This is a genomic window from Rathayibacter sp. AY1E2, assembly GCF_002932325.1.
In the GTDB taxonomy this organism is placed as follows: Bacteria; Actinomycetota; Actinomycetes; order Actinomycetales; family Microbacteriaceae; genus Rathayibacter.
In genome coordinates this window covers 17736-30521 of sequence record NZ_PSVO01000023.1, presented here as the reverse complement: position 1 = coordinate 30521, position 12786 = coordinate 17736, and the positions used below count along the sequence as shown (strand labels likewise).

Below are 12786 nucleotides of genomic sequence, written 5' to 3'. Positions count from 1 at the left end.
AGGCGGGCGATAGCCTGGGGGGAGAGACGAAGGAGCCGCCCGTGCACGAACACCACGTCCGCGTCCACCGCAGCGACGAGGAGCTCCCGCGACACGGGCAGCTCGCCCACGCGCTCGCCGAGGTCGCCGCCGATCCGGTCGAGATCGACGACGAGGTCGCCGAGATGGTGGTCAACCGGGTCATCGACAACGCCGCCGTCGCCACTGCGTCGCTCCTGCGCCGCCCGGTCGTCGCCGCCCGCGCGCAGGCTCTCGCGCACCCCGCCTCCATCGGCGGCCAGGGCTCGGTCGTCCTCGGCGTCGACCCGGCCCGCCGGGTCTCGCCCGAGTGGGCGGCCTGGGCCAACGGAGTCGCCGTGCGCGAGCTCGACTACCACGACACGTTCCTGGCGGCCGAGTACTCGCACCCGGGCGACAACATCCCTCCGCTGATCGCCGTCGCCCAGCACGCGGGCATCGGCGGGGCGCAGCTCGTCCGCGGCATCGTCACCGGCTACGAGGTCCAGGTCGACCTGGTGCGCGCGATCAGCCTGCACCGGCACAAGATCGATCACGTCGCGCACCTCGGCCCCTCGGCCGCCGCCGGGATCGGCACGCTGCTCGGCCTCGACGTCGCGACGATCGAGCAGGCCGTCGCGCAGGCCCTGCACACGACGACCGCCACGCGGCAGTCGCGCAAGGGCGAGATCTCGAGCTGGAAGGCGTACGCGCCGGCCTTCGCGGGGAAGATGGCGATCGAGGCGGTCGACCGGGCGATGCGCGGCGAGACCAGCCCGTCGCCGATCTACGAGGGCGAGGACGGCGTCATCGCCTGGATGCTCGACGGCGCCGACGCGAGCTACGACGTCCCGCTGCCCGACCGCGGCGAGGCCAAGCGCGCGATCCTCGACACGTACACGAAGGAGCACTCGGCCGAGTACCAGGCGCAGGCGCTGATCGACCTCGCCCGCCGCCTGCACCGCACGCACCCCGAGGCCGCCGATCCCGAGCGCGTCGAGCGGATCGTCCTGCACACCTCGCACCACACGCACGTCGTGATCGGCTCGGGCGCGAACGACCCGCAGAAGTACGACCCGGCCGCGTCCCGCGAGACGCTGGACCACTCCGTGCCGTACATCTTCACGGTGGCGCTGCAGGACGGCGCCTGGCACCACGTGCACAGCTACGCCCCCGAGCGGGCCGCCCGCGCCGACACGATCGCGCTCTGGCACCGGGTCACCACGCAGGAGGACGCGGAGTGGACGCGCCGCTACCACTCCACCGATCCGGGCGAGAAGGCGTTCGGCGCGCGCGTCGAGATCCTGATGACGGACGGCACGACGATCGTCGACGAGATCGCGGTGGCGGACGCGCATCCGCTGGGCGCGCATCCGTTCAGCCGCGAGCAGTACGTGTCGAAGTTCCGCACGCTCGCCGCCGACGTGCTCGAGGAGTCCGAGATCGAGCGCTTCCTCGACCTCGCGCAGCGCCTGCCCGAGCTGACCCCGGAGGAGGTCGGCCGCCTCAGCGTGATCGCCGCCCCCGGCGTCCTCGCCTCGATCGAGCCCCCGCGCGGCCTGTTCTGATCCCTCCGCGGGAGCGTCGTCCGCACGCACGGTGACGCGCGCACGGACGGCCTCCCGCGGCGGGGAGCGCCGTCGTCAGGCGGTCTGCTCGGCGACCCAGTCCTGGATCTCGGCGATGAAGCGCCGGCGCGAGAAGACCCGGGTGCGAGCCCGGAAGGCGTCGACGTCGAGCGCGAGCGCACGGCGCAGCAGGTCGCTCCAGTCCGGATCGCCCTCGAGGTCGGCGATGACGCCCCCGCCGGCGAGGGACACGCTCTCGCGCACTCCGCCGATGTCGGTCCCGATGACCGGCGTCCCGCAGGCCATCGCCTCGACGGGCATGATCCCGAAGTCCTCGACGGCGGGGAAGACGTACACGAGCGCCTGCGCGTAGAGCGCGCGGATCAGCTGGTCGGAGGGCGAGATGACGAAGGTCACGTCGGCCCGGATCTCCTCGGCGTAGGCGCGGAGCCGCGCCTCCCAGGGGCCGTGCCCGGCGATGACGACCGGCAGCCCGGTGCGGGCTCCGGCGTCCATGACCTTCTCGAGGCGCTTGTAGGGGACGAACCGCGAGGCGCCCAGGATGAACGGCCGGGCGAGCGAGTCGAGGAGGCGCAGCTCGTCGTCGTCGAGCGGGGAGCGCCAGTCGCTGATCGTCGAGAGCAGCTCGGTGTTCACCGGCGGGTAGATGACCCGTGACGGCTGGTGCCACGCGTCGCGCACCCGCTGCCCGGTGAAGAGGCTGTTCACGGCGATGGAGGAGGCCTCGGCGGCGCGGAGGCGGTCGATCGGCTTGAGGAGCAGGCTCGCGGTGCGGGCGGCGAGGCTGCTGCCGCGGCCGTCGCGGTCGGGCTCCCAGATGTAGCGGGCCGGGGTGTGCGCGTAGACGAGCTTGCGGGTCGGTCCGCTGGTGCGGACGTGGTGGGCGAAGAGGTGCGAGCTGACCAGCACCCACTCGCGGGAGGCGCCGACCGGGAGCCGCCACGTGGGCAGCATCGCCGGCAGGGCGAGGACCTTGTGGCGGCGCAGCGGCGTGCGCGCCAGCCAGGACTCCGAGACGGGCCTGCCGACGACCTCGGCGCAGTCGCTCCAGAGGACGCGGACGTCGGCGTCGGCGAAGGCCTCGGTCATCGCCTCGAGCACGCGCTCGGCGCCTCCGCGGCGCTCGACCCACTCGTGCACGATCAGGCCGGGACCGACCGGCGGGACGGATCGGGAACGGGTGGTCGCGTCGATGACGGCAGTGATGATGGGCCCCTTCCCCCGGGCGTGCGGTGAGGATCGGGCGGCCATCCGGAGACGGGAGCGGCTCCGAATGCTTATCCGTCGTCGGTGACCGATCAGCAGTGCAGTAGAAGCTAACCGGCTCATGGAGAAGGAATCGAAAGGCGAGTACGAGTCGTCGCAGAACGACGGGGAAAGGAGGATTCGATAATCCGGATAAGCCGCGACTGGAATGGCGAGGATCGTCTGGAGTGCGTCGCGGAGGCGCTATTCCCTCGGAGATCACAACGATGGAGGAGAGTCGCGGAGAAGAAGAAGTCACTCTTTCAGTGACGCCGTGCCGGAAGGATCAGGAGACGGCGGTGCGTTGCAGGGTCTGCCACCGCCACTGGTCGCGGACGCCCTCGCGGACGGTGCGCACCGCCCGCCAGCCCAGCTCCCGCTCGGCGCGTGCCGGGTCGGCCCAGCTCGCGGCGAGGTCGCCCGGCCGGCGCCCCACGGCCCGCCACCGGACCGTCTCCCCGCTCGCGCGCTCGACCTCGTCGATCAGCTCGAGGACGCTCGTCGGCGAGCCCGTGCCGAGATTGTAGACCCGGTGCCCGGGCCGCGCGCGCTCGAGCGCCGCGACATGCCCGGCCGCGAGATCGCAGACGTGGATGTAGTCGCGCAGCCCCGTGCCGTCGGGGGTCGGGTAGTCGTCGCCGAGGACGTCGACGCACAGGGAGGGGTCGCCCGCGGCCCGTGTCAGCACGGGCAGGAGGCTCCCCGGCGCCGTGGCCGGATCCTCGCCGATCCGCCCCGACGGGTGCGCGCCGATGGGATTGAAGTAGCGGAGGCTGACCGCGCGCAGGAGGGGATCGGCGCGCGCGGCGTCGCCGAGGATCTCCTCGATGACGCGCTTGGTCGCGCCGTAGGGGCTCGCCGCGCTCAGCCCGGCGGGGGAGTCCTCCCCGACCGGCATCGCGCCGCCCGGGCTGTAGACGGCCGCTGAGCTCGAGAACACGACGGTGCGGATCCCCGATTCCGCCGCGACCGAGAACGCCGCGGTGGCGAGCCCGACGTTGACCGTCCAGTACTCGAGGGGCCGCCGCACCGAGTCGCCGACCGACTTGAGCCCGGCGAGCAGGACCAGGGCGTCGACCGGGCCGTGGGCGGTGAGGAAGCGGGTCAGTACGGCCGTGTCGCGCGCGTCGGCGATCAGGCGGGGGACCACCGAGCCGCTCAGCTCCTCCACCGCGTCGAGGGTCCGCTCGCTCGCGTGCGAGAGGTCGTCCACGACCAGCACCTCGTGGCCGCTCTCGAGGAGCGCGACGGCGGTGTGGCTTCCGATGTAGCCCGCTCCGCCCACCAGAAGGACTCGCATGCGGGGGAGCCTAGATCGGCTCCCGCACGGCGTCGGCGCCGCTGCCGGGCCCGCGGATCCGTCGATCCGCGCCGCCGTCACCCGTGCGCGGGACGCCTCTGCCGCGGTCGTAGCCCGCGATCGCCGCGGACTCGACGGCGAGCGCGACCAGCTTCTCGCCGACCGGGCGGGGCACCACTCCGAGCGCGGCGTCCGCGACTCCCGCGACCAGTGCCGTCCGCCGCTCGCTCCCGCCGCGGGCCAGGAGGCGCACGGCCGCGTCCCACGCGCCGGCTGCGGGCGCCGCCTCCCGCACCTGCTCGGGGTGCAGCCGCTCGAAGGTGCGGCGGGCCGCCCCCGAGAGGAACGCGCGCCGGCTGCGGACCGCCGCCGAGACGGAGGCGCCGTGGTGCAGGGCCTCGGCGCCGGGCTCGATCCGCACCGGCACTCCCAGGCGGTGCAGCCGGTAGCCCCAGTCGACGTCCTCCCAGCCGTACTCGCGGTAGTCGGTGCTGTAGCCGCCGACCCGGTCGTACGTCGCCCGCGTCACCGAGACGTTGCCGCCCCAGTAGCGCCAGGAGGCGTCGGGGCCCGCCGCGTAGGCGCCGCGGCGGAAGCGCTCGCCGGCGGGCCGGCCGTAGGCGCGGGAGTAGGCGGTGCCCGGATCGACGTCGGGGCAGAGGCCGACGACGCCGACGACCGCGTCCCGGTGGGCCCCGACGTGCGCGGCGGCCCAGCCCGGGCCGGGCTCGAGGTCGTCGTCGCAGCGGATCAGCACGTCGCCCCGCGCGGCGTCGAAGCCGGCGGTGAGCGCGGCGGAGCGCCCCCGGTTCTCGGGGAGCACGACGCGGCGCACGGGCACGGGGGAGGCGTCGAGGGCGCGCTCGCTGGAATCGACGACGCCGTCGAGGACCACGACCACGTCGAGGTCGCGGTGGGTCTGAGCCGCGAGGGCGGCGAGGAGGCGGGGCAGGCGGGCCGCACCCGCGTAGCTGGGGACGACGACGCTCGCGACGCTCATCGGGACTCCTCGCCGCGCGGGCTGCTCTCGACCAGGAGCAGCTCCTCCAGCCCGCTCAGCACGCGCGCCAGGTCGTCGGCGATGGCGCCGGGATCGGTGGCGTGGAGGCGGGCGAGCCGGTCGGCCAGGCCGGAGAAGTCCAGCGGCTCGTCGTCGAGCGCCCGCCAGGTCGCGGCCACGCTCTCGCGCAGCGCGTAGGGGCTGCCCATCGGGGAGACGTCCAGCGGGAGCACCAGGACGCGCCCGTTCAGATCGACGGAGGCCGTGTCCGGGCGGCGCCGCCAGAGAAGGAGCCGGGGGTCCTCTGCCATCTTCTCCGCGTCCTCTCCGCTGATCACCGCCAGTGCGAGTAGAAATCCGCCAGCGCCTCTTATGACGACGCCTCTCTCGCTATGTTTGCCGCCGACGCGCCAAGGGGTGTACGTCGAGCGACAGCACCGGAGGGCCGCCAATGTCGGAGTCTAATCCGCTCGCATCCAGCGATATCAGCGATAAGAGCGAGAAGAAGAGCGCGAATTCCGCGGGCGTCTTCGCACGGCGGACGGTCGTGGCCGGAGCGGTCTGGTCGGTGCCCGCGGTGATGCTGGCGCAGTCCGCCTCCGCCGTCTCGATCAGCTGCTTCCCGGTGGGCACGGTCTTCCAGGCGGTCGCCCGCGGACGCCTCCTCAGCGGCTTCCTCGGCGGAGTGAACCTCGACACCGTCGCCGGCGTCTCGGGCGTGACGGCGATCGCTCCCGACCAGGGCAACCCGGCCGTCGTGACCGGCGGCGTCAACGCCACGGTGCTGAACACGATCGCCGTGAACGCGACCGGGCTGACCGGCACGCTCTCCTCCCTCCTCACGCTGGCGGCTCCTGCCGGCGTCGGCACCCTCAACCAGTACGCGTCGGCGAACACGAACGGCACCGTCCGCGGCGCCTCCGGCGCGATCACGGACGCGGGCCAGCTGGCGCTCGACTCGACGGCGGGGAGCTTCCCCGACTTCGGGACGGTGAACCTCCGGGCGATCCTCGCGGCGTCCGGCGGCGCGGGAGTGGCCGCTCTGCTCACCAACGTGACGGACCTGACCCTGCGGATCGGCGCCCTGACCGGTCGCGCGTCCCTCCAGTCGGCCTGCGTGCCCGGGTCGGACAACCTGCAGCGCGACTACCAGGTCGGCCGCCTGGACCTGGTGCTGACCTCGCCGACGCTGACCGCGATCACGACGGCGATCAACACGCTGCTCGGTGCCGTGGTGAACCTCTCGGGCCTCGGGCTGACGGTCACGGTCGACACCACGTCGGTCCTCGGCGGCAGCATCCCCGGCGGCACGCAGCCGATCCAGGCGCAGCTGTCGACGAACCCCGCGACCATCACGGTCGATCTCTTCTCGCTGCTCGGCGGAGCACCGGGCCAGGGCGCGACCTCGCCCTACGTCAACGGCCTCCCGCCGAACTCGACCCTCTTCGTCGACAACGCCCTGCAGGTGCCGGGCACCGCGGTGGGGAACTTCACCGCCGCGCTCCTCTCCACCCTGACGACCCGGCTCGGGGCCGCCATCCGGGTGAACGGCGTCCCGCTGGTCAGTGCGGGTGCCGTCGGTCTGGGCGTCCAGACGCTGGTGACCACCCTGCTCACCGTCACTCTCCCGCCGCTGCTCACGACGCTGCAGAACGCGGTCCTCACCCCGGTCTTCACCGCCCTGCGGGACGTCATCCAGATCGACGTCAACGCGCAGAACCGCTCCACCAACCCGACCGGGCCGGCCGCCCTCGAGGCGCTCCCCGTCGGCCGCTACGACGTCGCGGCGCTCTACATCCGCGCGGTGGGGCTCGTGAACCTGCTCGACCTGTTCATCGCCCGCGGCTCCGTCGGGCCGAACGTCCGCACGGGCTAGCCGCGCGCTCGGCGCCGTCAGGCGCCGTGGACCACGAGGCCGTGCTCGACCATCGCGTCGAGCACGGCCTCGACGTGCGCCCGGGGGTCGCCCGCGGGCGGGGCGCCGTGCTCGGCGACGACGGCCCCGGTCAGCGCGTCGACCGTCGCGGGCGTCCCGAGAACGCGCCACAGCACCGGGCCGATCCCGGTCAGCGTCTCGACCCGCTCGTCGAGGAGGCAGCTGACCACTCCGTCGCGCTCGACCCACTCGACGCCGGCGGCGCGCGCGAGCAGGCCCGGGCCGAGCGCCGCCGGATCGGCCTCGGGTGCATCGGCTACGACCGGTGACGGCTCCCCGATCCGCTCGAGGAGGGGCAGCACCGTCTCCGCCTCGCGGTAGCGGAGCACCCGCGCCCCGCCGACGGAATCGAGCAGCCCGGCGAGGTGGTGCAGCGCCGCGGGCACCCGTGCGAAGTGGCTCAGCTCGGGCAGCAGCACCGAGAGCGCCTCGTCGAAGGCGATCGGCTCGAGCCGGGGCTCCGCCGGGCCGGACGGGTCGCGGGCGATCAGGAGCAGGGCGGCCAGGCGCAGCGGAGCGTCCGGCAGCGGCTGCAGGCCCATCGCGGCGGGGGAGCGGTGCCGCTTCCAGTCGCCGCCGTCGAGGAGGGCGACGGGCTTCCGGAACGGCAGCACCCGCCCGTCGCGGCGGACGGCGAGCGTCTCGTCGGTCACGTACCCGTACCGCCGAGCGGCGAGGCTCACGAGGGTCGACTTCCCGGCACCGGGCCGGCCGACGAACGCGACGACCCGACCGTCGGGCAGGGCGACCGCCGAGGCGTGCACGCTGAGCAGCCGGCCCTCGCAGGCGTCGGCCGCCGCGAGGGTGAGCGCGGCGCCGATGTGCTCGGCGAGGGCGTCCTCGGTCGGCTGCGCGATCACTCCCGGCTCCCCGACCGGCTCGGTCAGCGACACCCGGTACTCGGAGCCCGGGCGATCGGCGTCGTCGTCCACGTCGTTCCACGACTCCTCCACCTCCGCCACGAAGCGGTCGGGGACGGTGTCGTCGAAGGTGAAGCGCACGCCGAGCCCGAAGGGGGCGCGGATCAGCCGGCGGGTCATGTCAGGTCCTGTCCGTCCGTCGGAGGTGGTCCCACGCGAGCGGAGCCGTGCGGGCGCCGCGGCGCAGCCGCCGCCACCAGCCGGCCGCCACGTCGATCCGGCGCGGGCCGATGGCGGGGTCGGCGGCACGCAGTGCGTGGGGAGCGGGGAAGACGGCGCGGGCGAGGAGCAGCGGCCGCTGCCGCCAGCCGGCCGCGCGCACGGCCTGCACCCACCCCGCGGAGGCGTGGGGCGAGCTCGCGTTGATCCGCCACGCCCGCAGCTCGGCCGCGGGCACCTCCCCGGCGCGCGCGCGGATGCCGAGCGCGTCGAGGAAGGGCTGCGCGGTCTGGACGGCGCCGAGCTCCTCCGCAGCCGCCCGGAGCGGAGCGTGCAGCTCCGCGCGGGCGGCCACCGCCTCGACGAGCAGGTCGTAGTCGGACGGCCGCGTGAGGCGCGGGTCCGTGATCTGCCAGGCGTCGCGGAGCGCGTGCAGCGCCAGCACGAGCGCCGAGTCGGCGACGCTCGCGGTCGCGACCGGACGGCCGGCCAGCTCCACGATCCGGTGCCGGCTCCACAGCGCCTCGAAGGCGTCGCGCGGCGGCACGAGGAAGCCCGGCCAGCGCCAGTGCACATCGATGTCGACCGGCCACGCGGCGTGCCGGTAGGAGCGCGAGTGCTTGGCCGCGAGCGTCGGTCCGTCCGGCCAGGGCCGCTCGGTCCAGCCGTCGGCGGCCAGGAGAGCCAGGATCCGGGGCAGGTCGTCGGGGGCGACCAGCAGGTCGACGTCGCCGGAGGTGCGGGGCGGCCGGAGCCGGTCGGCGGCGGCGGTCGGGCCCTTGAGCACGAGTGCGCGCAGGCCCGCCGCGTCGGCCCGCCGGTGGACGAACGCCGACACGAGCGGCACGGCCTCGTCGGCCCAGAGAACGCCCACGAGCTCCATCCGGTCAGTATTCCAGCGCTCCGGCAGCCCGCGGAGCCCGGCCGGGGGCGGTGGAGCGGAGCGCTCGTCTCGGTGAGGATGGGCCCGCGGGCCGCGGGGGCGCCGCACGGAGGCGGGCGGGGCGGCGGATGATCCACGGGGGAGCGGGCGGCGCCGGGCGGCCTCCGGTGGCGCTCGCGACCAACAACGGCGACATCGGCGGCGGCGAGGTGATGCTGCTGAGCATCGCGGAGGCGCTCGAGGCGCTCGAGGTCCCTGTCGTGGTCGTCGGCCCCTCGGAGCCGCGTGCGCTCGTCGCCGCCGCCCTCGCCGCCGGCCACCGGGTCGTCGAGCTCGAGGCCGTGGGCAGACCCGCCTGGATGCGTGCGCTGCGTCGCTGGGACGCCTCCTCCCGCGAGGGCGTGCTGTGGTGCAACGGGCTGGTGCCGGCCGTCGCGACGGCAGGGCGTCCGCGGCGGATCGTGCATCTGCACCAGCGCCCGTCCGGCCTGCAGCGGCTGCTCGCGCCCGTCGCCCGCCGCGGCGCCCTGGCGACCCTCGTCCCCTCCCGCTACCTGGCGGGGGTCGTCCCCGGGTCGACCGTGCTGCCGAACTGGAGCCGCCGCGTCGATTTGCCGGAGGCGCGGCCGCGGGAGGACGGGACGACCGTCCTCGGCTTCCTCGGGCGTCCCTCGCTCGCGAAGGGGGTGCGGGTCCTCACCGAGGCGCTGGCGCTGCTGGAGGCCGGGGAACCGGGCGCGTATCGCCTGGTGCTGGCGGGCGAGCCCCGGTTCGTGGCGGAGCGGGAGCGTCGCGAGGTGGAGGCTGCCCTCGCCCCGGTCGCCGCTCTGGTGGACCGGCCGGGGTGGATCGAGCCCGGCGACCTCTTCTCGCGGATCGACCTCCTGGTGGTGCCGTCGGTGCAGCCGGAGTCGTTCGGCCTGGTCGTGACGGAGGCGATGTCGGCCGGCGTCCCCGTGGTCGTGAGCGACGCCGGTGCGCTCCCCGAGGTCGTCGGCCCGTCGATCGGCGCCACGTTCCGAGCCGGCGATCCGCGGGCTCTGGCCGAGCTGATCAGAGCCCGGAAGAAGAGAGGACTATCGGAGTCGCGGGAGAGTGATCGTGCCCGCTGGAACGATTCCTACTCGCCGTCCTCCGGGAAGTCGGCTATCGACGGACTTCTGGCGCGAATGGTCCTCTCCGGTGATTCCTGATCCTCCCGCCACGGGACCGATCCGCTTTCCGGAGAATGCCGCCGGGAGCATCTCCTCATCCACTCAGAGAAGGACGACGATGACCCGCGAACCGGAAGTCCTCAGAGTGCTCGGACTGTTCCTCAAGCACCCGACACTAGGCCTGGCTCCGGGCGAGCCCTTCGCCCGCGGGAGGCTGCCGTACCGGGCCGACCTCCTCCGGGACGACTCGACGCGGCTCCTCGTCCCCGGTCACGCGTCTCGGCCCGCGCACGTGAAGCTGCGCGACGTCGTGGAGCACCGCACGGGGCTGAACGTGGACACGCAGCTGCGCGCGCTCCGGGCGGTCCGCTCGGCCGACGCGGTGCTCTGCGTGCTCGAGCCGGAGGCGGGCCTCCCCGCGCTGCTCCGGCGCGCGCGGCTCGGGCCGTACGGCCGCACGCCGCTCGTGGTCCTCTCCTGCTGGTGGGCGGAGGAGCTGCTCACCGGCTCGCCGGAGCGGCGCCGACAGGTGGTCCGGCTGCTCCAGGGCGTCGACCGGCTCGTCGTGCTCAGCGAGAACCAGCGCGAGGTCTTCGCCCGCCACGGCGTCGACGAGCGGCGGATCGCACCGGTCCTCTTCGGGGTCGACTCCGACTACTACCGGCCCGTTCCGCCGCGTCCGAAGCGGTTCGAGGTGCTCGCCGTCGGGGTCGACCGCGGGCGCGACTTCGACTCGCTGGTCGCCGCCGCCGAGCGCCTGCCGCACCGGCGGTTCGACATCGTGATCACTCCTGCGCGGCGGCCGTCCCGGGCGCTGCCGGCCAACGTCGTCCTGCACGACCCCGTCCCGGTCGGCGGGCACCGCGACAACCTGCGCGACGCCGAGCTCGTCGTCGTCACCAGCCACGACCTGGCCTACCCAACGGGCCAGAGCGTCCTGCTGGAGGCCTCCGGCTGCGGGACCTGCACGGCGGTCACCGCGAGCGCCGCGATGACCGGCTACATCCGCGACGGCGAGACGTCCTTCGCGCTGCCCCTGCACGACCCGGCGGGGATCGCGGTGGTGCTGGAGGCGGTGCTGAGCGACGACGGGAAGAGGGCCGAAGTCGCCCGCGCGGGCCGGGAGCGGGTGCTGGCCGAGCTGAACGCGCGGCACATGTGGGCGGGCGTGCGCGCCATCCTCCGCGACGCGGTCCGCGAGCGCGGCCGCGTCTGAGCGGCGGTCGGCCGGGGCCGCACCAGGCGAGCTCCGCCCCACCGGGAAGCGCCCGCCGACCGGGACCTGCGCGCCCCGGATCCGCGGATACGCGCCGGATCGGGTGGACGCGGGAGGCGCTACTCCGGCGGCAGAGCGCGGACGCGGGCGGACTGCTCCGCGAGCAGAGCGAGACCCGCGCCGACGACGACGAACGAGATCGGGGCGAAGAACACCTCGCCGAGCTGCGTCGCGCACAGCAGCACCAGGATGCTCGCCGCGCCGACCGCGTGCCCCGGGCGGCTCCCGGCCCCGGCGGCCGTGGTCGCGAAGCCGGCCACGAGCACGGTGCCGACGACGCCGACGAGCAGCACGACGCCGCCCTCGGCCATCAGCGCCAGGTAGGAGTTGTGGAAGAACCAGTCGATCCCGTCGACCCGCGCGGTCGCCTCGCCGAGCCCGGAGCCGGTCCACGGCGAGAGCGCCGCCTTGTCGACCGAGGCGTCGAGGATGCGGGCGCGCAGGGCGTCGGAGCCGGCCCGCTCCACCCCGTAGTCGCCGGCCGTCGCCAGGTTCCGCTCGGCCCAGAGGAACAGCAGGACGAGGCCGCCGCCGAGGAGCGCGCGGAAGAGCAGGCGCAGGTACGGCGCCGCGACGAGCCACACCAGCGCGCAGGCGTAGGCCGCCATCGACGTGCGGGAGTCGGTGGCGACGACCGCGGCGGCCCCGAGCGCGAGCACGCCGATCCGCAGCCACAGCCGCGAGCCGAGCGCCGAGACCAGCAGCGCCGCCGCTCCGTAGACGAGACCGGCCACGTTCTTGTCCTGGAGGAAGCCGGTCAGGGCGCCCTGGTAGCTGTCCGGGGCGAGTCCCGCGACGAACAGCACAGCGTTCAGCGACAGGGCCGCGGCGAGCCCTTTGAGCCCCGAGACCACGTCGATCCGCCCGCTCGCGAGGAAGCCCGCGGCGAGCATGACGAGCGCGATGTTCGCCGCCCGGCGCAGGGCGTCGAGGCCGTCGAAGGACGAGCCGGCGAGGACGAAGGCGAGCAGGGCGAGGCACAGCCACGGGTACCAGGCGGCCCGTCCGAGACGGCGGGTGGGCCGCCGGAAGAGGCTGACGAGGACCAGGGCGGCCAGCGCCGTCTGGGCCAGCGGGACGCTCCCCGGGAGGAAGGGGGTGGGGAGCCGGTAGACCAGGAGGCCCATCAGGACGGCATCGAGTATCCGAGCGGAATGTGCTATCGGAAAGGCCGCGTGAACGAGCGGGGAACGCCTCTCGACGACGATCTCTCCCCCTGGCGCGGACATGTCGTCATCCTCGCAGAAAGGGCCTCCCGAGGGGTCGGGGACCGCCTAGGGAAAGGCGCTCCGCATTGCTAGCGTGACCGACACCTCAGCATCGTCGA

At 74.4% G+C, this 12786-nt stretch carries 11 protein-coding genes; 4 read left to right on the top strand and 7 right to left on the bottom strand.

Annotated elements, in window-relative coordinates; genetic code table 11:
• The first annotated feature begins 41 nt into the window (after positions 1 to 41).
• On the top strand, positions 42 to 1565 hold the full coding sequence (locus C5C49_RS14165; protein WP_104346395.1) for an MmgE/PrpD family protein: 1524 nt from the start codon (positions 42 to 44) through the stop codon (positions 1563 to 1565).
• Between the two features lie 75 nt (positions 1566 to 1640).
• Here C5C49_RS14165 and C5C49_RS14160 read toward each other — a convergent pair whose 3' ends face one another.
• From C5C49_RS14160 to C5C49_RS14145, 4 genes are all read right to left on the bottom strand, one after another.
• Positions 1641 to 2837, bottom strand: a complete 1197-nt coding sequence (locus C5C49_RS14160) for a glycosyltransferase (protein ID WP_104346394.1) — start codon at positions 2835 to 2837, stop codon at positions 1641 to 1643.
• A 280-nt stretch (positions 2838 to 3117) separates the two neighbouring features.
• Positions 3118 to 4131 carry a UDP-glucose 4-epimerase GalE gene (gene galE / locus C5C49_RS14155; RefSeq protein WP_104346393.1) on the bottom strand — a complete coding sequence of 338 codons (1014 nt, stop codon included), beginning with the start codon at positions 4129 to 4131 and terminating at the stop codon, positions 3118 to 3120.
• Positions 4132 to 4141: 10 nt separating this feature from the next.
• Positions 4142 to 5131 (bottom strand): glycosyltransferase family 2 protein, encoded by a 990-nt coding sequence (locus C5C49_RS14150; protein ID WP_104346392.1) that lies wholly within the window; start codon positions 5129 to 5131, stop codon positions 4142 to 4144.
• Positions 5128 to 5442, bottom strand: a complete 315-nt coding sequence (locus C5C49_RS14145; RefSeq protein WP_146084891.1) for a hypothetical protein — start codon at positions 5440 to 5442, stop codon at positions 5128 to 5130. The genes C5C49_RS14150 and C5C49_RS14145 overlap by 4 nt, the downstream gene beginning before the upstream one ends.
• 140 nt (positions 5443 to 5582) lie before the next feature.
• Between C5C49_RS14145 and C5C49_RS14140 the strand changes: the two genes are divergently transcribed.
• On the top strand, positions 5583 to 7007 hold the full coding sequence (locus C5C49_RS14140) for a choice-of-anchor G family protein (protein WP_146084890.1): 1425 nt from the start codon (positions 5583 to 5585) through the stop codon (positions 7005 to 7007).
• 17 nt (positions 7008 to 7024) lie between these two features.
• Here C5C49_RS14140 and C5C49_RS14135 read toward each other — a convergent pair whose 3' ends face one another.
• Together C5C49_RS14135 and C5C49_RS14130 are read right to left on the bottom strand one after the other, a co-directional pair.
• Positions 7025 to 8107 (bottom strand): PqqD family protein, encoded by a 1083-nt coding sequence (locus C5C49_RS14135; RefSeq protein ID WP_104346389.1) that lies wholly within the window; start codon positions 8105 to 8107, stop codon positions 7025 to 7027.
• A gap of 1 nt (position 8108) precedes the next feature.
• Positions 8109 to 9029, bottom strand: a complete 921-nt coding sequence (locus C5C49_RS14130) for a nucleotidyltransferase family protein (RefSeq protein WP_104283082.1) — start codon at positions 9027 to 9029, stop codon at positions 8109 to 8111.
• Positions 9030 to 9157: 128 nt separating this feature from the next.
• Between C5C49_RS14130 and C5C49_RS14125 the strand changes: the two genes are divergently transcribed.
• A complete protein-coding gene (locus C5C49_RS14125) occupies positions 9158 to 10222 on the top strand; it encodes a glycosyltransferase family 4 protein (protein WP_104346388.1) in 1065 nt (354 codons plus the stop codon).
• A 79-nt stretch (positions 10223 to 10301) separates the two neighbouring features.
• Complete coding sequence (locus C5C49_RS14120) at positions 10302 to 11399, top strand: glycosyltransferase family 4 protein (protein ID WP_104346387.1); 1098 nt, start codon at positions 10302 to 10304, stop codon at positions 11397 to 11399.
• Positions 11400 to 11518: 119 nt separating this feature from the next.
• Here the strand turns inward: C5C49_RS14120 and C5C49_RS14115 are convergent, their stop codons facing one another.
• Positions 11519 to 12586 (bottom strand): O-antigen ligase family protein, encoded by a 1068-nt coding sequence (locus C5C49_RS14115; protein ID WP_104346386.1) that lies wholly within the window; start codon positions 12584 to 12586, stop codon positions 11519 to 11521.
• Positions 12587 to 12786 lie beyond the last annotated feature (200 nt).